This is a genomic window from Fontibacillus forbon (assembly GCF_046559655.1).
Taxonomy (GTDB): Bacteria; Bacillota; Bacilli; order Paenibacillales; family Paenibacillaceae; genus Fontibacillus.
Genome location: NZ_JBKGFV010000001.1, coordinates 417,791 through 440,385, shown reverse-complemented (window position 1 = coordinate 440,385; position 22,595 = coordinate 417,791). Strand labels below are relative to the sequence as shown.

Annotated in this window: 15 protein-coding genes; all 15 read right to left on the bottom strand. The window is 51.9% G+C overall.

Annotation, left to right across the window (positions count from 1 at the left end; genetic code table 11):
- Nucleotides 1-49 precede the first annotated feature (49 nt).
- Nucleotides 50-997 (bottom strand): sigma-E processing peptidase SpoIIGA, encoded by a 948-nt coding sequence (spoIIGA, locus tag ACLB09_RS01845; RefSeq protein WP_410768055.1) that lies wholly within the window; start codon nucleotides 995-997, stop codon nucleotides 50-52.
- Between the two features lie 220 nt (nucleotides 998-1,217).
- Nucleotides 1,218-5,816 (bottom strand): pullulanase, encoded by a 4,599-nt coding sequence (locus tag ACLB09_RS01840; protein ID WP_410768054.1) that lies wholly within the window; start codon nucleotides 5,814-5,816, stop codon nucleotides 1,218-1,220.
- Nucleotides 5,817-6,044: 228 nt separating this feature from the next.
- Entirely contained in the window at nucleotides 6,045-6,869 is an 825-nt protein-coding gene (locus tag ACLB09_RS01835; protein WP_410768053.1) for a MerR family transcriptional regulator, read from the bottom strand.
- Between the two features lie 143 nt (nucleotides 6,870-7,012).
- Nucleotides 7,013-8,128 carry a cell division protein FtsZ gene (gene ftsZ, locus ACLB09_RS01830; protein WP_410768052.1) on the bottom strand — a complete coding sequence of 372 codons (1,116 nt, stop codon included), beginning with the start codon at nucleotides 8,126-8,128 and terminating at the stop codon, nucleotides 7,013-7,015.
- A gap of 57 nt (nucleotides 8,129-8,185) precedes the next feature.
- Nucleotides 8,186-9,433: a cell division protein FtsA gene (ftsA, locus tag ACLB09_RS01825; RefSeq protein WP_410768051.1), complete on the bottom strand. Its 1,248-nt coding sequence runs from the start codon at nucleotides 9,431-9,433 to the stop codon at nucleotides 8,186-8,188.
- A gap of 188 nt (nucleotides 9,434-9,621) precedes the next feature.
- Nucleotides 9,622-10,389 carry a cell division protein FtsQ/DivIB gene (locus ACLB09_RS01820; RefSeq protein ID WP_410768050.1) on the bottom strand — a complete coding sequence of 256 codons (768 nt, stop codon included), beginning with the start codon at nucleotides 10,387-10,389 and terminating at the stop codon, nucleotides 9,622-9,624.
- An 89-nt stretch (nucleotides 10,390-10,478) separates the two neighbouring features.
- A complete protein-coding gene (murA, locus tag ACLB09_RS01815; protein ID WP_410768049.1) occupies nucleotides 10,479-11,759 on the bottom strand; it encodes a UDP-N-acetylglucosamine 1-carboxyvinyltransferase in 1,281 nt (426 codons plus the stop codon).
- A 16-nt stretch (nucleotides 11,760-11,775) separates the two neighbouring features.
- The gene (gene murB, locus ACLB09_RS01810; RefSeq protein ID WP_410768048.1) at nucleotides 11,776-12,681 is read right to left on the bottom strand and encodes a UDP-N-acetylmuramate dehydrogenase; all 906 of its coding nucleotides are present in this window, start codon (nucleotides 12,679-12,681) and stop codon (nucleotides 11,776-11,778) included.
- A gap of 233 nt (nucleotides 12,682-12,914) precedes the next feature.
- Nucleotides 12,915-14,030, bottom strand: a complete 1,116-nt coding sequence (gene murG / locus ACLB09_RS01805; protein WP_410768047.1) for an undecaprenyldiphospho-muramoylpentapeptide beta-N-acetylglucosaminyltransferase — start codon at nucleotides 14,028-14,030, stop codon at nucleotides 12,915-12,917.
- A gap of 4 nt (nucleotides 14,031-14,034) precedes the next feature.
- Nucleotides 14,035-15,132: a stage V sporulation protein E gene (gene spoVE, locus ACLB09_RS01800; RefSeq protein WP_410768046.1), complete on the bottom strand. Its 1,098-nt coding sequence runs from the start codon at nucleotides 15,130-15,132 to the stop codon at nucleotides 14,035-14,037.
- A gap of 50 nt (nucleotides 15,133-15,182) precedes the next feature.
- The gene (gene murD / locus ACLB09_RS01795; protein ID WP_410768045.1) at nucleotides 15,183-16,607 is read right to left on the bottom strand and encodes a UDP-N-acetylmuramoyl-L-alanine--D-glutamate ligase; all 1,425 of its coding nucleotides are present in this window, start codon (nucleotides 16,605-16,607) and stop codon (nucleotides 15,183-15,185) included.
- 2 nt (nucleotides 16,608-16,609) lie between these two features.
- Entirely contained in the window at nucleotides 16,610-17,575 is a 966-nt protein-coding gene (gene mraY / locus ACLB09_RS01790) for a phospho-N-acetylmuramoyl-pentapeptide-transferase (protein WP_410768044.1), read from the bottom strand.
- A 24-nt stretch (nucleotides 17,576-17,599) separates the two neighbouring features.
- Nucleotides 17,600-18,997, bottom strand: coding sequence for a UDP-N-acetylmuramoyl-tripeptide--D-alanyl-D-alanine ligase (locus tag ACLB09_RS01785; protein ID WP_410768972.1), 1,398 nt, complete (start codon nucleotides 18,995-18,997; stop codon nucleotides 17,600-17,602).
- Nucleotides 18,997-20,487 (bottom strand): UDP-N-acetylmuramoyl-L-alanyl-D-glutamate--2,6-diaminopimelate ligase, encoded by a 1,491-nt coding sequence (locus tag ACLB09_RS01780; RefSeq protein ID WP_410768043.1) that lies wholly within the window; start codon nucleotides 20,485-20,487, stop codon nucleotides 18,997-18,999. The genes ACLB09_RS01785 and ACLB09_RS01780 overlap by 1 nt, the downstream gene beginning before the upstream one ends.
- 72 nt (nucleotides 20,488-20,559) lie before the next feature.
- Nucleotides 20,560-22,518 carry a stage V sporulation protein D gene (locus tag ACLB09_RS01775; protein ID WP_410768042.1) on the bottom strand — a complete coding sequence of 653 codons (1,959 nt, stop codon included), beginning with the start codon at nucleotides 22,516-22,518 and terminating at the stop codon, nucleotides 20,560-20,562.
- Nucleotides 22,519-22,595 lie beyond the last annotated feature (77 nt).

Sequence of the window (22,595 nt, the reverse complement as noted above, 5' to 3'; positions counted from 1 at the left end):
GTCTAACAATACAGAAAATTTCTTGTTCCGAATAATTTCCTTCTGCGGATTAGCCGGCTTGTTGTTGCGCACCCATCGCTTCACCCGTTAATGAAGGATGTATGATGGCCCGGTAAGCCCCCTCCGACGATAAAATTCCCCCGTCCAATCCGATGAGGACCCGTGACGTGCTGATTTCCCGGCCTTCAAGGATAACGATCACTTCATCCGGCTTCAGGGCAAGCATAAATTGCGAGCCTTTGTTCACCCCACGGTAAGGAACCAGCCGCAAACGGTCACGCCAGGGAAAAGACTCATCCTCCGACCATTCCAGAATAAGGTTGTCCGCCTGATTTCCCGCCTCAGACCCGGATGAAGCATCCGGCAAAAACTGGCGCCATAACGAGGTCTCCATCACCATCACCGGCAGCCGGCTCAGCGGATCGGTCAATTGATTGCCGGTATCGATCAACCCGGTACAGCAAATCTCCGCCTCTCCGATCCGGACCTTCACGTCAGCAAGGTAATTGGAGATCAACTCCTGCCTTCGACGTGAAGACATAACCAGTTTGAACCAAATCAGTACGGCAAAAAATGCGGCCAATGTAAACAAGGTTCCGATTTGCAGCGAGAACCCCATACCGCCGGAAGCGGAATACCAGATTCCGTTCCAAAGCTCTCCGGAGTTTTGCAGCAAGTAATGGATTCCCAGAATACCGCCCGCCGCCGCAAAATTGATGATGTAGAACGCCCCTAAATTCCGCAAATAGTTTTGCAGGCTGCCAAAACCGAATGCGATCCATAACATGACGACGGAAAACAGAAACTTTACCATAAAAGTAAACATAAAAGAAAGTTCCGGCAGAAACATCATAACTACATAGGACGCTCCGACCGCTGCGGAAAGAACCAGCCGCCAAACGACAACTTTCCGCTTCCTCATCCACGCGGTTACGGCCAGAAGGCTTCCGTCAATTAGCAGGTTCATTAAAAAAATCAGATCGAGATAAACAACCAAGCCTTCATCACCTGCCTGAACCCGTTCTTTACTAGAATCTATCTGCCTATGACGTGGAGATGGTTCTCAGTATAAAGACTTCCATATGTAAAGTCTGTCTAAAATTGAAGGCGGGAGCCCACTAATTTTGTCGAGCGCGAGAGATAGAACGGTTCAAAAAGAAGAACCGGTCCAAGGTTCTCATTTCTCCTTGGGCCGGTTCTCTTTGATTTATTCTTCTTTAAAATTGCCCTGTTACTTGCATAAGCAGGGTCAAAACTTTCGCTACCTGTTCCCGGGTCGCAGTTTCTTGCGGAGCAAATTTGCCCTCCGGCGTTCCGCCGATCAGACCCAGTTCTCTTGCCGCTTTCACCGAGTCAAGCGCAAATTTGCTGATTTGTCCTTCGTCCGCAAAGGATGCGGAAGATGGAGTACTTTTCGCTATCGGCAGGCCTGCGGCATTCTTTTCTTTTGCATAATCGTAAGCATTCATCACCATCGTAAGCATCTCTTCCCGCGTTACCTTTTGATCCGGCCGGAAGCTGCCGTCCTCATAACCAGAGAGGATCCCGGCCTGCTTCATGGCGTTTACAAAACCGTGGTAATAAGCATCGGCGTATACATCGGTAAACGCTGTATTCCCGCCGCTAGCTTCATCAAACTGCAAGGCTCTGCCCAGGAAGACCGCTATCTGCCCCCTAGTCACTGACGCTTGCGGATCAAAGCGCTCTTCGTCGATTCCTGTGGCGATACCCCGGGCCGCTAAAATCTCAATATATTCTTTTGCCCAGCTATCAACAGAATCCTTGAACGTTTTGGCTGATTCCATGACAGTATAATTACCTGTCTCCAACACTTCAGAGTCGACCACTCCGCTACCGAACTTCCCGCCGCGAAATTGAACGAAGCCGTCAACGGTCATCTGATAAATACCCGATTTTCGCTGATCGCCAAGACTCTTCATTTCCTCCGCCGACAGCGTCAGCAATAGTTTCACAGGCTTGCTGAATGCCGTGATTGGACTGCGGTTGCCGGAAGCATCAACGGTGAAGCCTGTGAAGGAAATGATCTTTCCGACCGGCTTCAGCGCCCGATCAGCGATTCCCGCATTCGATAACAGGCTTTGCGATTCCGCCTCGCCAATCCGGGCAAATCGGAGGGTCATCTCCTTCAAGCCGGAAAGCTCCGTCCCGGCGACTGCCGCGCCGGCGGGGATAACGATGGCCGCATTCGCTGTCCGGACTTTCAGCGAGATGCCTGCATCCTTCAGCTTGATTAGATAAGACCCCGGCAGCGTGAGCTCGACGATATCCGCCGATTGCGCCCCGGTATCGATGATCACGGCTGCCGCCGATTTAATTTGATTCAACAGGGTGGTTTGGCCCGTTAAATGTTGCCCAGCCAGTTCCAGACCTTTCGTCAGTCGGTCCATAGCGGCTTGAAGTTCTCCCGCTTTCAAACCAATGACTTTCTTTCCGTCTTTATCAGTTGCCTCTATGGAAGAAACCGTGCCCAGTTTATCAAGTTCTTTCAAAATCGTTTCCGCCGCCTCCGTCTGATCCGTAGGCAAAGCATCAAACAGCTTTTTCAATGATTCCAAGGAGCCGTCCTTTGCCGGTTGGGCAGATGATGAAGATCCCGTAGACCCCGTCCCGGTTCCTCCGCCTCCGCTGCCCGGGTCCGGATTGCCGCCGGAATCCTGTTTATTAATCACGACCGCCGTAAGAGGCTCAATCGTGATGGAGCTCGAGGTAAGCCCGAAACCGGAAGGTTCCGTCACGCCGATGCTACCGGCTTCGTCATTATCGACAAGAACTTTGCCCTGCGTTAAATTTTCCTGCAAAGTCAGCGTTCTTGGCACACTGTCTGCGTTTACGAATACATAATAGTTTCCGCTGCCGTCAGTGGCTTTGTTTTTGTAGGCAATGATCTTATCGCTATCCGCTATTTCAGGAGAGTCGATCAGCATGACGTTTTGATTCACAAGCTCGGCATTTCCAAGCGTAAAAGCATTACTCGACTTTCTCAGCGCGATCAAACCGGCCGTATACTCCCTCGTAATGTGATTGACAGGGTAAGCTTGCGTATCGCCCGCTTTGGCCCAGTCGAACATATTGATCGCATCGGAAGAATCGTAGGAATCGTGCACGAAATAGCCGAAGGAATTTCCGGATTCATCTTTCAATTCATGATATTTTTGCTCCGGCACTCCTTCACCTTTCCACTGCTTGGTCCGGCCGTATTCTTGCCCTGCATGAAGGAAGGCACTTCCTTGAGAAGTCAGAACCAGCAAATTCCCAAGCCGGATACGCTTGTGGATTTCCAGGTCATTGGCCGGTATCGCCGGATCTTTTTTTATCGACTGGGCGATAACATCATAGAGCGGCAAGTTGTCATGCGCCTCGATATAAGAGACCATGTCCCCCGGATCATCCGCAGGCGTATTGGAAGGCTGCGCTTTGATATTATTGAAGATCGTCTCAATCGGCCTTGCTCCACCCGTAATGAACCTTGGCTCACCTTCCGAGCCGTAACCGGACTTCAATTCATTTCGGATTTCGTCCGAGAAGACGCCGACGTTGTCCGTCCGGTTCATCCAATCCTGGGTGGCGCCATGCCCGTCTAGTGCAGGTTCCGCAATCCCGCCGCTGAATGTTCGCCAACCTTCCCCGATAAAGAGGGCATTCGGATTGATCTTGGCCGCTTCGTCATATGCGTGCTGAACGGCTTCATAGGTGGCATCGCCCATCATATCCCAGCGCATGCCGTCTATTTTATATTCGTCGAACCAGTACTTCACGGAATCTACCATTAATTTTTCGGCCATCTTGTGATTCGTCGCCAGATTGTTGCCAAAGCCTCCGACATTGTTCCCGTTCGCATCCTTCCAGGCATAATAACCCGGCACGATATCGTTCAGGAAATCGGCTTTGGCCATATGCGTATAGACCACATCCAGAATAACGCCCATTCCGGCATCATGTACCGCATCGATCAGGCCCTTGAGTTCTTCGATCCGCAGCTGCGGGTCGGCCGGGTTTTCGGAATAAGCTCCGTCCGGAGAAAAATAATTATGCGGATCATATCCCCAGTTGTATTCGTTCCCCTGAGCCGAGTAAGCGAGTTCTCTTTCTCCCATGTTCATTTCGTCGCCGTAATACCATGCCATGACGGGCAACAGTTGAACGTGGGTGACTCCCAGCGATTTCAGATAATCCAGTTTATCGCCAAACGCCTTGTAGGAACCCCATCTCGCATTCAGATCCCCTTCTATCGATGGGTCGGAGGTGAAGTCCCGCACGTGAATTTCCCAGATGACGGCATCCTCCCGCTGCTCATAACCGTCAATTTGAGCATAACCGTATCCTTCAGGATCGGTATCGTTCAATTCCACAATTGCCGCTTTCCCTACGGTATCTCCATCGGGACCAACTTTCCCGCTCGTATCCACCCGGAACGGAGCCATGGACTTGGCATATGGATCAAGCACGGCTTTCGTTACTCCCTGATTGGTGACAAAGTACTGATAGAAGTATCCTTTCAAGTCGGAGATTTGAAAGTCGGACGGGGCCGCCTCCGCTGTCCAAACGCCCTGCTCTCCTAAAGCCAGATCGATGCTGCCTATGTAACGGGTCGCATCGTCTTTGTCATACACGCTCGCCGTAACTGAGCTAGCCGTCGGAGCCCAGAGCTTGAAGGTGACGCCGCCGTCATGATAGGTCGCCCCCAGATCGTTTCCGTCGTAGTAAAACATTTCATCCAACATTCGCCACCCTGTGGAAGCCGAGACCGTCCTGCCGGAGTAGGTCACACTAAGCGGCAGGTGCGCAAGCAGATTGCTGCCGGAAATTTCCACTTCAGCCGCGGTGGAACTGATTAAATTCACCTGTACGGCGGGAATGCCATTTCCCTGGCTGTCTTTGATTATTAGTTCATTTTTCAAAGCTTCCGGATCCAAGCCGTCCGTCATCGTAAAGCCAAGCATTAGTTTGCTTTCGGACAAAACTTCCGCGGATGCGAGCCCCACCGGAACTTCCCCGTAAGGGGAGACGTAGACATGGTTGTCGCCCTGCTTAATCCATAGGCGGTTGTAGCGGTCGACAAGACTGAAGGCTTTGTCTCCGGCATCTTTCTCGTCCCCATTATTGCGGTTGACGACCAGAAAACCGATCTTCTTGGCATCCGGTTTGAGCCGAACGTCCACATAGGCGCCGTATCGGTCGGTTTGCCCCGCAATAAATGGAGTTGCCCCGCCCGGCCAACCATCGGAGGGTGCCTCTACATCATCCCAGAACCAAAGACCATAGGTATCGTAATCATGGTCATCGCGAGTGTAGTGAATTCGTACGGTATTCTCCGGCAAATCTACCGGCTCATACGAATAAACCTGATCCGAACCGGATTTGATCCAAACCTCATTCACATTCGGAGATAGCAACGTGAGATTTTTGTCCCCGCCTTCTTTCGCTCCCGAAGTCCGATGAACCACCAAAAAACCAATCTTCTTGGCGCCTTCGCTAAGTTGGACGTCAATATAGTGTCCGTATGAATCCGCCAGCGCAGGATCGAAAGCGCTTGCACCGGAAGACCAGCCGTCCGATGGTTTCGCAACATCTCCCCAAAACCATAAACCCATGCCTTCGGTATTCCCGTTGTAATGAATCCGCAGATAACCGTCTTCAATTGCTGTCCCGCCAACAGCCGAGAAACTCTCAACTTGGTCCGGATCGGCATAGGCTTGATTCGCAGTGAAATTGAAACCGAAGGAACCAAGCACCAACGAGAAGATCATGAAAAACGGAAAAACGGTTTTCCCTTTCCCTCTAAATCTCAGCTTCATACCAACTTGCCTCCCTTGATGATGCGAATAAAATCGAATTTTGCGCAAACGGTTGCACAAACAGCCTTATTCTCCTCCTTTCTTCGCTATATTTAATAACTTCCGGGTTCGCAATTTTATGAAACCGTTTGCATTTTATATATCATATGAACTGCTTAATCGTCAATTCCTTCAATCTTGTCTCACATAAAAAGGCCTCCCTTTTGGGGAAGCCTCCGTAAATCTGCACTATTTTCCGCCTGGAGTCACCGGAATTTGCACTTCCGTTAACCACTCGCCCGGATCATTTTTGTTCCAAACTCCATCGATGTACGATTCTCTCGGCAAACCGGCCACTTCATATCCGTTCCCTTCGATCCACTTAAACAGCGCTCCGTAAGAGATTCCTATAGTTTCGTAGGACCCTTTATGCAAAATACAAGCCGCAGTTTCAACCGCATCGATCTTTTTGAACTTGATCTGGTCGGAGTCCTTACCGTATTCGGTTACGGCTTCGCAAATTTCGACATCGATGTCTTGGTCCTTGTATTCCCCGTCATGGAAAAGGGTAAAGCAGTAGGCTGGTTCGGCACACTTCACTTTTTGGGCGGTCATAAAAGCCCCCATCTCCGGATACAGTAAGTTAAACGCCTCGTAGTTCGCCACCGTCCTTCTGAGCGAAGCGACGATGACCTCCGGCAATGCTTTGATAATCACGTTATTCATACAGTTATCCTCCTTTTGCAACATAGTTAGATGGTGCTGGATCCGCCGCATCTTTTGCTGCTCGGCTATCAAAGTCTGAAGCACTTCGGAGCGTTTGTTCTCAAGCAGTGCTACCATTTGCTCGTTCGTCGCCGAAGGTTCCAACGCCTGTTTTATTTCCTGAAGCGATAACCCGATTTCCTTTAAAACCAAAATCTGATGCAGGCGCGGCAATTGATCGGCCGAGTAATACCTGTAGCCGGTAAATTCCTCGACATAGGCGGGATGTAACAGCCCCAACTCATCGTAATGACGAAGCGTTTTAATCGTAATCCGGTTCATTTTCGAGAAAACCCCGATTTTATACACTTCAAATCCTCCTGTGCGCACATTGGATTCTGAACTAAGCATAAATGCTCCCCTAACCGGAGAGTCAAGAGTATGCAAAAAAAAGACCTTGCCCCAGAACAGGGACAAGGTCTTCGGGGAAGACTTTTGATAATCAAAGAAAATTATTCGTTATTTCTACGGTTCCGAAGAAAAGTCGGGATATCCAGCTGATCTCCGCTCGGTTGGTTGCCGAAAGGGCGGAGCGTAGAAGACGACGTATTGCGGTTCTCTTGCGGCTCGGACGTTCCGGCCGCAGGTTTTCTGCCCGGAATCATTGGAGGAGCCTTATGCTCAAATCCGGTCGCAATCACCGTAACCTTGATATCTTCCTTCATATTCTCGTCAATGATGGCACCGAAAATCATGTTTACTTCCGGATCGGAAGCGGAAATTACGATTTCGGCGGCTTCATTCACTTCATACAACGACAGGTTTGCGCCGCCGGTAATGTTCATGATGACGCCGCGCGCGCCTTCGATCGAGGTTTCGAGCAGCGGGCTCATGATAGCTTTACGTGCGGCTTCAGCCGCACGGTTCTCGCCAGTGGCATGTCCGATTCCCATAAGTGCGGAACCCCGCTCCGTCATGATGGTCTTCACGTCGGCAAAGTCAAGGTTGATAAGGCCCGGTACGGCGATCAAGTCGGAAATACCTTGAACCGCCTGACGTAGTACGTTATCCGCTTCACGGAACGCTTCCAGCATCGGCGTTTTCTTGTCGACGATTTCCAACAGCCGGTCGTTTGGAATGACGATCAAGGTATCTACTTTCTCTTTCAGGGCTTCAATGCCCAGGTCTGCTTGCGAAGAACGTTTGCGTCCTTCAAAAGTGAACGGACGCGTTACGACACCGACGGTTAGCGCTCCGCATTCCCTAGCGATTTCCGCGATAACCGGAGCTGCACCGGTTCCCGTGCCGCCGCCCATCCCGGCAGTCACGAACACCATATCGGCGCCTTTCAGTGTGTTTGCAATCAGATCACGGGATTCTTCGGCGGCCTTCTTACCCACTTCCGGGTTAGCACCGGCACCGAGTCCGCGTGTCAGTTTATCGCCAATTTGCAGTTTATGTTCGGATTTGGCCAAATGCAGTGCCTGGGCATCCGTGTTCACCGTAATGAACTCTACCCCCTGAACACCGTTTTCAATCATCCGGTTTACGGCATTGCTTCCGCCACCGCCGCAGCCTATGACTTTAATTTGAGCCAAGCTCTCCATTTCAAAATCAAATTCCAACATACTATTCCATCTCCCCCTCATTATGCATGGATGGCCCGTCCATCGTAATATCCCTGATTATATAAATTCGCTGAATAATTTCTTAAGGCGTTCCATAACGCCCGTCTTCCGAGCAGCTTCCTGCGTTCCCGCCGATTTAGGACGATTCGCCGTCTTCTTCGGTCCCGCATTCCGGATTCGGATATTCTTGATCACCTTATACAGGATGCCTACGCCTCCGGTGAAGCCCGGGTCGCGGACGCCAATATAATCGGGAACGGCGACACGAACGGATGCTGCCAGTTCTTCCTGGGCTATCTTCAGCAATCCCGGCATGGAAACGGTGCCTCCCGTAAGTATATAACCCCCAGGCAGTTCATTGTAACCAAGTCGCTTCACTTCCTGCCCGATCAGTTGGAAAATTTCCTGTACCCGAGGCTCCGCAATTGCCGCGAGATCCTCTTGGGTAAATTCTTTGTCCACATTGCTGCCAATGCGGGTTACTTTAAAGGTGACGTCTGCCGCCGCATCCTCGATGGATGCGCAGCCATACTTCAACTTCACTTTCTCCGCCTGGTCAGTCAGCGTACGGAGACCGTACGCGATATCATTCGTTATAAATTCTCCCCCAATCGGAAGCGTAGATGTAGCTACAATCGTGCCGCTTTCAAATACCGCGATTGTTGTGGAACCGGCGCCAATATCGACCAGCACCGAGCCCATAGTCTTTTCGTCCTTGGATAAGGCCAATTGGCCTGCGCCTAATGAAAGAAGCACAAGGTCGCGCACCTTCAGTCCCGACTTTTCCACGCAGCGAAGCAAATTATGTATCGCCGTTTTGGTGCCGGTAACGATGGTTGCTTCCACTTCCAGGCGGACTCCGATCATCCCTCTGGGATCCTGAATCCCTTCCAATCCGTCAACCACGTATTGCTTGGCGACGACGTCTAATATTTCCCGTTCCGGAGGAAGCGCAATCACCTCGGCTGCCTTCAGTACCCGATCGATATCGTCTTCCCCGATTTCCCGGTCTTCATTTTGAACGGCTACAACTCCATGGCTCGTTTGGAGTCCGATATGATTTCCCGAAATGCCGACATACACTTCCGATATTTGAATACCCACCATACGTTCCGCGTGATCCACAGCACTTCGGATCGATTGAACGGTCTGGTCAATATCTACAATCGCGCCTTTGCGAATTCCTTCCGAGTCGGCAGATCCAACCCCAATAATATTAAAGGTTCCATTACTAATTTCCCCAATAATAGCACGAACTTTGGATGTACCGATGTCCAAACTAACAATGATGTCATTGTTGCTCAAGCCCCTGGCACCTCCTATTTCCCATTAAAAATATGATGTGGCTGTAAATTTCACTCTTTACATATTCAACGCCGTTTAACCTTTCCCTCTTTTTTCTACAAATTTTTTGGCTTCCAAGTTTTGCATTGAAATCAGAAAAAAGAGGTACAAAGGGAACTAGCCCATAAAATGTATTTTATCATTGTTTGTCAATCATGAGTAGTATCATTTTCATCGCCGTTTTCATCTACGATTGGCGTATAAGGCACGTAAGTATCGGCTTCGAGCAAAGTCAGCGTCCCCGGATCTTGTGAGTCCATGATCATATTCATATATTCGGCCTTATCGGGCAATACGGAAATCGCTGAAATGATTTCAAAATGAGATCTCGTATACATTTTGATCCGGTCCGGGTAGGAAACCGAAGGCGAAGGCGTTATCTCGGAAATCTCCGACGTTAACGATTCCGGAATTTTAGCCAGCGTGGCACACAATTTGACAAAATTGGGGTCGTCTGCGGACCAACCGGTCAATATCGGCTTCTCGATCGGCATCGAGCCGTTCTTCAAAGGAATTTTCGTTCCGTTCGCCAGCAGTCCGTTCAAATGACCTTCCTCCGTTAGCTCGTAAGCCACCACCGGAAACTCATGTACGGTAATCTCGATGCTTCCGGGAAAGGACTTGTCCACCGTAACTTCCTCTATCGACGCCACGCCGGATAATCTACTTTTAATTTTGGAGGCGCTTGTCCCAAAAAAAGGGGCTCCCGTCTTCAAACCGCTGATCTCCAGCAGTTCCTTGTCCGACTGATACGTATTGCCTTCAAAAGTAATCACCGAAATTTTGCTCAACGAGGAACGAAAAAACAACACGCAAAGCAAGATCAGCACCAGAAGAAAAAGAATTCCGGCTACTTTGCGGCTGCCTTTCTTTTTCGGCTTTGGCTCTTTAAGAAGTGGCACATTTGCTTTTGGCATAATTATTCTCCGATAAAGTGAAAGTCAGTTTTTTGAAAATTCGGTGGTTTACAATAAAGCCTGTATCCCCTCCTAGGAGGGGACTAAGCTCAGGCCAAATCCAGTTGTTTCAGGGCCGGGTTTTCCCGGTACATAACGCCGCCAAGCCGCTGAAACATCAGTTCGATCCGGTCGTAGCCGCGATCAATATGATGAATTTGCTCAACAACCGTCTTCCCCTGTGCAGCCAATCCGGCGATGACGAGCGCAGCTCCTGCCCGCAAATCCGTAGCTTCCACAGTTGCACCGTATAATCTCGGCACCCCTCGGATGAAGGCCGAATTCATATCGACCGAAATATCGGCGCCCATCCGTACCAGTTCATCCACATGTTTGAATCTGCCTTCAAACACCGTTTCTTTCATTAAGCTTAGTCCGTCGGCCAGCGACAGCAGCACCATTACCTGGGACTGCAAATCGGTAGGAAAAGAAGGATACGGAGAAGTCACGATCCGCTCGACGGCCTTCGGACGTCCGCTGCTGCTTACGGTTATTATATCATCGCACGTCCCGATTTGAACACCGGCCCGGCGCAGCACATGGAATAGCGAGGTTAAATGCGCAGGATTGCAGTGGGTCAGCGTTACCGTTCCCCGGGTTGCGGCAGCGGCTATCAATGCGGTACCCGCCACGATCCGGTCGGGTATGATCTCGTAGTCGCAAGGTGCCAGCGAATCGACTCCCCGAATCGTGATCGTATCCGTTCCCGCTCCGATAACGTTTGCCCCCATGGCGACCAGAAAGTGCTGCAGATCCTGAATTTCAGGTTCACGGGCGGCATTCGTGATCACCGTGGTTCCCTCAGCCAGTGCAGCAGCCATCATAATGTTCTCCGTGGCCCCTACGCTAGGGAAATCGAGATGAATATCGTTACCTCTCAGTTTCCTCGCCCTGCACCAGATTTGATGATCGTTCTCTTCGATCACTGCTCCCAGAGCCTGCAAACCTCTCAGATGCAGATCGATCTTCCGTTCTCCAATCGCGCAGCCGCCGGGCTGGTAAATGCAAACTTCGCCAAACCTGGCCAGAAGTGGGCCCATAAGAAAAATGGAAGAACGCATCTGTTTCATCAAATCTTCCGGAACATGGCTGGAATCCGCCCCTCCCGAATCCACAATAATCGTATCGTCTCTATGGGACGCCGTGCAGCCCAAACGGTTCAGAATGCCTAGCATGACGTCAATATCGAGCAGACGGGGGACATTTCGAAGTTGCACCTTGCCTTCAGCAAGCAGGCTCGCCGCCATAATCGGCAGTGCGGCATTTTTCGCTCCATGGATACGAATGGATCCTGATAGGGGTCTCCCGCCTTCGATCACCAATTTGTCCAATGTATCACCTCCGAGTTTACCGTTCACCCACGAAGAAGACCTCCGGCACCAGTGCGACTTCATATTTGGAAGCGATGGTGGCTTTGATTTGCTCCATGAGCCTAAGAACGTCCTCTGCTGTCGCTTGCCCGGTATTGACGATGAAGTTGGCGTGCAATGTGGATACTTCGGCGCCGCCTACGCTCAGGCCTTTTAATCCTGCGGCTTCTATCAGTCTGGCCGCATGATCGCCAGGCGGATTTCGGAATACACTCCCTGCGCATGGCTGCTGTAGCGGCTGGGTTTTGCGCCGCCGGTCCTTGTAAGCCGCCATGGCTGCCGCAATTTCCAAACGATCGCCCGCCTCAAGCGAAAAGTGAGCCTGGGCCACAATTCCGCGCCGCTCGTGCAACATGGAATGGCGGTATGCAAACTCCATATCCTCAGCGCTGCAAGTTACCAATTCACCTGTCTCCAGAACAATTTCAGCGGATTTGAATATGCGTGACACATCGGACCCATGAGCGCCGGCATTCATATACACGGCTCCCCCTACTGTTCCGGGTATTCCGCCGGCAAATTCCAGACCGGTTAACCCCTGTTTCCCGGCCATAATGCTTAATCTTACGAAGGATGCGCCTCCACCGGCCTCAATTTCCGTTCCGTTGAACTCGATCTTCTCCAATTCGTCGCCCAGCTTAATAACGGCGCCGCGGACGCCTTTATCTGAGACGAGCATGTTGGAGCCTTTGCCGATCATCATCCATGGAATCTGCTCTTCATTTAGCAGGCGGATGAGGGTTGCCAGCTGGAATTTGTTCTCGGGAACGATCAAGGCATCAGCGGGACCGCCGATTTTCCATGTTGTATATTTCGACATCGGCTCGTCTGGCATAACCGTTCCGACTTCTTGGTGTGTTAGTTTCGATATCCACTGCTGCATCGCAAAATCCCTCCCTGATAAACATGCCGGATCTATACCCAGCCTGCGAAGGCATGGATAGTCCGGTTGTGCCGCCCGGCTGAAAGCCGGCGCCCGGGTCCGCGAAAGACCAAGGAAGAAACGCGTTCCTCTTCCCGATCCCCATAAAGTTAAGAATGTCACGATTTATAGGGTATCTTATGCCTTCCATATGGAGAGTGTGACAATCGCCCAGCCCGGAGCTTGGCAGCAGATTATGAATGTATAGCCCCGGCAAGCCGCCGCATTTCCTGAACGATCAGATGAGCGGAATCCGGTTTGCCGAGCCGTTTTGAAGACTCCGACATAGAGTTATGGCGGGTCTTGTTTTGCATGATTTCTTTTACTGTCTTGAAAAGAACATTCCCGCTGAGATCCGGTTCCAAAATGACTTGAGCCGCACCCGCTTGTTCCATCGTTCTGGCATTCTTCTCCTGATGGTTGTTCGTCACATTCGGCGACGGGATCAGGATTGATGGAATTCCCAGTGAGGTCATTTCGGCCAAAAACGAAGCTCCCGCACGATTAATGATCAAGGATGTGGCGGCCAGTACCTCCGGCATATTATGCACGTAAGGCAACACCTGCAAATTCTCCGGGATCCCCCCAAGATTGGCTGTGATGGCCTCCAGGGTCGGTGTATAGTAATTGTCCCCGGTCACATAAACAAAAGAAAGCTGATCCAGCTCCTGTAAATAAGGGGCCATTCCGACCATCGCCTCATTGATCGCTTTCGCTCCGCGGCTCCCTCCCACTACAAGCACAATAGAACTGCTTTTAGGCAGTCCAAGGGATTCAAAGCCTTTATTTTTATCAGCTTCAAACACGGTGGTAGCCCGCGGATTTCCCGTATACAAAATATTTTTTGCTCCGGCAAAAGCGGCCTCCGATCCTTCAAAACTAACCGCTACTGTAGAGACGTATTTGCTTAGAAAACGGTTCGTCAATCCCGGCACCGCATTCTGTTCGTGAATGATGCTTGGAATGCCGAGCTTGGCTGCGGCATAAACCACCGGACCGCAAACATATCCGCCTGTTCCGATCACCACGTCGGGCTTGAATTCGCGAAGCATTTGCTTGGAGCTCCGCACGCCTTTCAGGAACCGCATGACGGTTTTCATATTTTCAAATGACAGCTTCCGCCGGAAGCCGGTAATATCAATCGCTTTAAAAGGAATGCCCGATTTCGGAACCAGGGAGCTTTCCAGCCCTCTCTGACCGCCGACATATAAAAATTCGGCTCCGGGAAATTCCTCGGCACATCTGCTTGCTACGGCCAGCGCGGGATAAATGTGTCCACCCGTGCCGCCGCCGCTCAGTACGACGCGCATATACTCACCTCGCATAACGGGATAAATTAAGTAGAATACCAAGTGCCGTCAGCATCAACGTCAGGGAAGAGCCCCCGTAACTGATGAGCGGCAGGGTGATGCCCGTGACAGGCATGAGGCCAATGACAACGCCGATATTGATGACGACTTGAACGCCGACCATGCCGACGATGCCGACCGCCAGCAAACTGCCGAACATGTCGTCAACCGTCATCGCTACCCTCATGCCGCGCCACACAAGAATCAAGAACAACATTAAAACCAGCAAACCTCCGATAAAGCCCAGCTCTTCCGCCAGAATCGAGAAAATAAAATCCGTTTGCGGCTCCGGCACATAACTGTATTTTTGCCGGCTCATGCCCAGTCCCAATCCGGCCAGGCCGCCCGGACCGATCGCATACAGCGATTGAATGATTTGATAGCCCGCCCCCAACGGATCGGACCAAGGGTCAAGAAACGCCGTGATCCGCTGCAGCCGGTAGGGTGCAGCCAGGATTAACCCGACAAAGCCCAGTGCGCCTACAGCAGCAAGTCCCGCCAAATGCTTGATCTTCGCTCCGGCCGTGAAAACGATCAGCAGCGCCGCTCCCAGCATGACCGTACCCGTGCCCAAATCCGGCTGCAGCATAATGAGGCCGAAAGCGGCGCCCATGACGCCAAGCGGCGGCAGCAGGCCTCTAGTAAAATGCGTGATTCTGTAATCTTCTTTACTCAGCCAATAGGAAAGAAACAGGATCATGCCCAGCTTCATAAATTCGGAAGGCTGGATGCCGAACGAACTGATGCCGAGCCAACTGCGGGCACCGCCGCGAACAACGCCAATACCGGGAATCAGCACGATGACGAGCAAGCCGAAGCAGATCAGGAGCAGAAGCTTGGCGTATTTTTTCAGGATCCGGTAATCCACATTCATCGTGAAAAACATGGCAACGAGGCCCAGCACGGCGAACAGAACCTGACGTTTTACAAAATAAAACGAATCGCCGTAATCATGGAAAGCGAGTACCGAACCCGCGCTGTAAACCATCACAATTCCGATTGCCAGCAAGCCGAAAATGCTGGCCATTAACCAAAAATCCGGTGCAGAACGGCTCTTGCCCATCGCGGAAGCCACCTCTTGTTAAGAAAGTAGGGGCTTTTCCACCCCTCTACTTAAAGGGTATGCACCGCCTCTTTAAAAATGCGTCCACGCTCTTCATAGGACGAGAACATGTCCCAACTCGCGCAGGCCGGAGAAAGCAAAACAATGTCGCCTTGCTTCGCCAGGCCGGCGGCCTTCCTGATCGCGGTGCGCAGCGTCTCGGCGGCACTGTCACCAGTATCGACCAGCACGATCTCGGTTAGACCCGCAAGCGTGGCTACCTGCCCTATTTTCTCTTTCGTTTGACCAATAGCCACTACGGCCTTTACCTTCTCTTTGAAAACGGGAAGCAGCTCCATATAATCCGAGCCGCGGTCGAGCCCGCCGGCAATGAGAACGATCGGTCGATCCAACGCGCCGAGCGCCATCACGGTAGCTTTGGAGTTCGTAGCTTTGGAGTTATTGTAGTAGGTTACGCCGTCTTTCGTCTCCACAAACTCAAGACGGTGTTCCACGCCGCGAAATTGGCGAAGGGGCTCTGCCAGCGCCTCCGGCGCAGCTCCGGCTGCCAAAGAAGCTGCCACCGCCGCCAGCGCGTTCTCCACGTTGAAGCGGCCTGGCAGGCCGATTTCAGTTGTATCGATAATCACGTGCTCCCGGCCTTCTTCATCGCGGTAAATGATGCTGCGGCTTAATCCATCCTGCACATCCGGAATATAAGCGGGCTGAACGTATACACCGGGCGTACGCAGTTCCTCCGTCATGGAGAACGGGAGAAGTTTGGCCTTGATATAAGGCACCAGTTCCCGGCAAACGGGGTCGTCCCAATTGATGACGGCCGTGTCGGATGCCGTTTGATTGGTGAAAAGCTTGGCTTTGGAGGAGATATAGTCCTCCATCGTTCCATGATAGTCCAGATGCGTCTCGGCTACATTGAGCAGAACAGCTACCGCAGGCCGGAATTCCTGGGTCCCTTTTAACTGGAAACTGCTGAGCTCGACAACCAGTCTGTCGTCCGCTTCAGCCGTTTCCGCGGCGGCACAAAGCGGTGTGCCTATGTTCCCTGCTACAATCGGCGACAGCCCTGCCGCTTCAAGCATTTTACCGATCCACGTCGTGGTAGTCGTTTTGCCGTTGGAGCCGGTAATACCAATCATCGGCGCTTTTGCCAGATGATAGGCAACTTCAACCTCGGTTACAATGTCAATGCCCAGCTCCAGTGCCTTAGCTACAGGAGGTGCGTTATAAGGGATACCGGGATTTTTGACGACCAGTTCCACACCGGGATGGATCAGGCCGTCGGGATGACCCCCGCATACAACAGAAATTCCCAAAGCCTCCAGTTCGGATGCTTCGGGACTGTCTTCCCTCGCCTTTCTATCGTTGACCGTGACGACCGCGCCGCTCCGGTAAAGGGTTTTTGCAACTTGTACGCCGCTTTTCGCTAGACCGAGAACAACCACCTGGCGTCCCCGGTATTCATCTGGATGTTTCATTTCTACAGCCCCTTGTTCAAATAAAGTCCAATTCCCGCCAGCAGCAGGCCGACAGCCCAAAACGTGACGACAACGCGCCATTCCGACCAACCCGACAATTCGAAGTGATGGTGGATCGGACTCATTTTAAAGATTCGTTTCCCGCGGGTTTTAAACGATACGACCTGCAGGACGACGGATAACATTTCAATCACGAATATTCCGCCGATGACGAGAAACAGCAGTTCACTTTTGGTGACGATCGCGATGGCTGCGATAGCCCCGCCGATCCCGAGCGAGCCCGTATCGCCCATGAACACCTTGGCCGGATGCGCGTTAAACACGAGAAAGCCCAGCACCGCGCCGATCATGGCCGCCGCGCAAACCGCGGCCGGAAGGGACGTGGCCTGCATGGCGATTACTGCATAAGCTCCCAGCGCAATTGCGCTAACACCGGAGAGCAAGCCGTCCAGCCCGTCGGTAAAATTGACCGCGTTGCTGATAGCCAGCATCATCACGATGATAAACGGATAATAGAACCAGGCTCCCCAGTCAAAAGAAATCTGCGTGCCCGGAATGCCGATGGCCGTACTGTGTCCTTCCGAAATCAGCAACGCGCAGACAATTCCGGCGAACAACAGTTGTCCGAACATTTTTTGTTTGGGCGTTAATCCCAGAGATCGCTTAAACACGATTTTGATATAGTCGTCCAGAAATCCGACTAATCCGAAACCGAGCGTCGCTACAAGCAATACATAAAAATCCGTGTTGATTACGGAAAATTTTAAGAAAGCCAGTGTAAACGCCAAAATAATGACGATTCCGCCCATTGTCGGCGTTCCCGCTTTTTTTTGATGGCTCTGCGGCCCCTCGCCGCGAATCTGCTGTCCGAATTTCATCCGCCGCAGCAAAGGAATCAGCAAAGGGGCCGAGATCACCGCTAAAATGAAAGATACGCCGATCGTTAAAAGTATAAGTCCAAAGTCCATGGGATCACCCCCCTTTCGCCGGTATTATTGCTCTAATCTGCTATTTTTGACTGCGTCGACGACTTCTTCCAGCTTCATTCCGCGCGAAGCCTTCACAAGCAGTACATCCTTGGGATGCAGCATGGAAATCAGCATTTTAATAAGCTCACTTTTATCATGATATGCAAAAATGGTGCCTGGTTCCAATCTTTCTGCTGCGCCTTCCGCGATTTTCTCGGAAAGCGGGCCGTAAGTAAACAATAGATCCACCTTCTCCGGCGCAAGAAATCTGCCGACTTCGCGGTGAAAATCCTCCTCCGCAGCCCCGAGCTCCAGCATATCCCCAAGCACGGCAATCTTTTTCCGGTAACCCCGTTTTTTCTCAAGAACGCCAATTGCGGCTTTCACCGCGATCGGACTCGAATTGTAAGCATCGTTCAGAATCGTAATCCCGCTGGCTCCGACAACCGTTTCAATCCGCATTCCCGTTAACTGGACACGGCTCAGCCCTTCCGCAAGATTCGCCTCGGATACTCCGTAATGCCGGGCAACCGCAAGGGCCGCCAACGCATTGACCACATTATGCTCGCCAAGCAGCGGCAATTCTAGAGACGTGCTTCCGCCCGCCCGGGAGGTGAACACCGTTTTGTCCTCCATGAACATGATACCGCTCGGATAATCGTCATTGTCGCCGCCAAGGCCGAAGGTCATCGTTCTCAAGCCGTCCGGCTTGGCGGTAGCGGGCTCGGCCAATACCTCCTTGATAAGAGGTTCGTCCCCATTATAGACAAACAGCCCTCCCGGCTTCATGCCCGACAAAATCTCAAGTTTGGCACGGGCGATTTCGTGCCTGGAGCCGAGTTGAAGCAGATGCGCCTCACCGATATTGGTGACGATGGCGGTTTCCGGCTCAGCCAGCTGTGACAGCAGTTCGATTTCGTGCCGCCCGCTCATCCCCATCTCCAGCACGGCGATGTCGCTATCCTCGGGCATAGCCAGAATCGTCAGCGGTAAACCGATATGGTTGTTAAAGTTCCCTTGCGTCTTGTGAACCTTATACGTCGTGGCAAGCAGCGAGAAAACAAGATCCTTGGTCGTCGTCTTTCCGTTGCTGCCCGTAATGCCTACCACTTTCGTGCCGCAAGCTGCAAGATAACTCTTCGCCATCGCCTGCATACCTTCCAGCGTATCCTCGACGATGATGCCCGGACCCGGTGGAGTCCCTTTGGACGCAGCCCATAGGACGGCTGCCGCGCCGGCATGGAGACAGTCGGCGGCAAAGTCATGACCGTCAAACCGTTCGCCGGCCAGCGGGATGAACAAACATCCCGGCGTAATTTTGCGCGAGTCGGTAACGACTCCTTCTATGATGATATCGGAATCGCCGGCGTTTGCGACGTAGCCGCCACACATGGCGGCAAGTTCCGCTAATTTTCGTTTTATCACTTGTCTAAACCCCTTATCGCTTCTTTAGCCACGATCCGGTCGTCGAAATCGTGCACTTCTTTTCCGATCAACTGGTAGGTTTCATGGCCTTTCCCCGCAATCAATACTACATCTTCGGGGCTTGCCATTTCAATAGCCTTTTGAATGGCTTCGCGACGGTCTACGATGAGCTCATAACGGTCGCCCGGCACCTGATCCTCTTTCAATCCATCTTCGATATCTTTCAAAATAAGATCCGGATTCTCCGTCCGCGGATTATCGGAAGTCACGATCACGTGATTAGATAAGCGGGCGGCGATTTTACCCATAATCGGGCGTTTCGTCCGGTCCCGGTCTCCGCCGCAACCGAAGACGCTTATGACGCGGCCCTTAGCAAACTCGTTTACCGTGTTCAATACATTTTCCAAGCCGTCAGGCGTATGCGCATAGTCGACAATCACCGCGAAGTCCTGGCCTTCATCTACGGCCTCAACGCGCCCCTCCACGCCTTTGATCGATTCGAGGCTGTCTTTGATTGCTGCTAGCGGGATTTCTTCCAACAATGCTGCGGATATCGCCGCCAGCGCATTGTAAACATTAAATTTCCCGACCATTCTCAGCATGATGTCGGCACTTCCCCGAAAGGTTTCGACATGGAAGGAGGTCCCTCTCGCGGTGATCGAAATGTTCGAGGCACGCACATCCGCCTCATGCTCCACTCCGTAAGTAATCGTCTCCGCCGCAGTCTGCTTGGCAAAATAAACCGAAGCCGGATCGTCGGCATTCAACACCGCATAGCTGCGAAGATCGGAAGCAGGATCATAGGTGTTTCCGAGCCGTGAAAAGAACAGCCCTTTGGCACCGCGGTACTCCTCCATCGAGTGATGGTAGTCCAGATGGTCTTGCGTCAGGTTCGTGAAAATCGCCGTACGGAATCTTGTTCCTTTTACACGACCCTGGTCCAGGGCATGCGAAGATACTTCCATAACGCAATACTCGGCTTTAGCTTCCTGCATTTCATGAAGATAACGCTGAAGGTCAAGGGATTCCGGCGTCGTACCCGACATCGGAAATGTCTGGCCGGCAAACTTGCGTTGAATCGTCCCGATCAGTCCTGTGCTCTTTCCTTGATCTTCAAGAATTCGCTCGATCAGATAGGTTGTTGTCGTCTTCCCGTTCGTACCCGTAACCCCGATTATTTTCATTTGCGAGCTTGGCGAACCGAAAAACACATTGCCCAGCACCGCCATCGCAAGCCGGCTGTCTTTCACTTTAAGTTGCGGCAGCTCGACATTCTCCAGCCATCGCTGTACTACGAGCGCAACAGCCCCTTGGTCGGCAGCCCTCCGGGCATAGTCATGCCCGTCTACCGTATGGCCCGGCAAGCAAAGAAACAAATCGCCTGGCTGGATTTTTCGTGAATCAATGGAAATGCCGCCGCACTCGACTTCTGCGTCCCCTCGTATTTCCGACGCTATGATATAATTTGCTAAATCTTTAAGCCGCATAAGTTACCCCTCCGTCAATATTCAAAACGCCACTATCCATATTATCACCAAAAAAGGCGAAGTTCAGGAATTTTATTCACTAGTTTCATGATTATGACTTTGTTCCGCATCCGCTTCGCTGCCCATATAAATCCGGATCGTCGATCCCTTATCCACTCGCGTACCGGCTTTAGGCGCCTGATTGATCACGATATTCCCCGCTCCCGATTTGGCAAGGTTGAAATTCATATTCAGATCCTCGTAAATCTCCTGAGCCGTATGCCCGATCAAATCAGGGACAGTAACGACCGGAGTTTCGCCGTATTTATACTTCTTGGCAACCTGATCCTTGCGGGGCTGAATTTGCATATACTCCAAGGCGTCCTTCATGATGTTGCGGACGATCGGAGCCGCCACAACGCCGCCGAACTGAATGCCCTGAGGATTATCCACCGCCGTATATACGACGATTTGAGGGTCGTCTGCAGGCGCAAAGCCGATAAACGAGACGATATGCTCATTTTGCGAGTAACGTCCATTGATTACTTTTTGCGCGGTTCCCGTTTTTCCGCCGACACGGTAGCCGTCGATAAACGCGTTGCCCCCCGTTCCGTTCGCCACTACGCTTTCCAGCGCTTCCCGGACCTGTTTGGACGTATTCTCTGAAATGACCTGCCGGACCATTTCCGGCTCGTTCGTGTAAACTACCTCACCGGTTTCCGGGTTGGTCCAGGATTTGGCTACGTAAGGCTTATACAGCTTCCCGCCGTTGATCGCGGCCGATACGGCCGTAATCTGCTGGATAGGCGTCACCGACACCCCCTGCCCGAAAGACGTCGTGGCCAGTTCCACCGGGCCGACCCGGGACAGTTTAAACAGGATGCCGTTTTCCTCTCCGGCAAGATCGATCCCGGTTTTGGTGCCGAAACCAAATTCCCGGATATATTTAAACAAGGTTTCTTTACCCAGCCGTTGGCCCAGCGCCACAAACCCGGGGTTGCAGGAATTCTCCACCACCTGCAGAAAAGTCTGGCTGCCGTGCCCGCCTCTTTTCCAGCAGCGTAGCGTTGCGCCCCCTACCTTAACGAACCCTGGATCGAAAAACCGCTCGTGCAGAAGACTTACTTTCTTCTCTTCCAACGCGGCTGCCAGCGTGATGATCTTGAACGTTGAACCCGGCTCGTAAGTCATCCAGATCGGCAGATTGCGATTATAAACCTCCGCCTTCACCTCCTGATACTCGGCCGGGTCATAGCCCGGTCTTGCCGCCATCGCGAGAATTTCTCCGGTTTTGGGGTTCATCGCGATGGACAGGGCAGAATTGGCTTGAAGCCTGGCCATCGCTTGATCCAATTCTCGTTCCATGATGCTTTGAATCGATTTATCGATCGTCAGCGTAAGGTTCAGACCGTCTTTCGGCTCCGCGTATTTTTCCGAAGAGCCCGGCATCAGCCTGCCCCCGGCATCCGACAAATAAGAGACACTGCCGTTCATGCCGCTCAGTTCGCTCTCATACTTGCTTTCGACTCCCGTGAGTCCCTGGTTATATCCCCCCGTAAAACCGAGGATATGGGCGGCAAGCCCTCCATAAGGATAATACCTTTTATTGTCCTCGGCAACGACAATACCCGGAAGAGCCAAATCACGAATTTGCTGCGCCTTTTCCATCGTAATTTTGCGTCCGCCGGGTTGCAGCCTGACTATGGATTGTTTTTTGGTGATCGCTTTTAATACGGACTCCTCGCTCATACCGAGCAAAGGCGCCAAACTCCGGGCCGTCGTCTCGGGCTTTTTAACCTGAACGGGAATCGCCATAACCGTCGGCGTCGTAATATTGTAGGCCAGCACACTACCGTTACGGTCCGTAATTTCGCCCCGCTTGGCGGAGTAAGGAATATTGCGCCGCCATGAGTCTTCCGCCTTGGCCGACAATTCGGCGCCCTTGCCGATTTGTACATACGCAAGCCGGACCGCGAGAGCTGCAAATAGCAGACAAAGCAGCGTTAGCAGCAACAACAGCCTCCGCCGGACAATAACTTTGGATATTCTCATCGATTGCCCCCCTGTTCATCCTGACACATGGTTATCTCATCACATGAATATTCAGGACAAACAGGGGTTAGAACAAG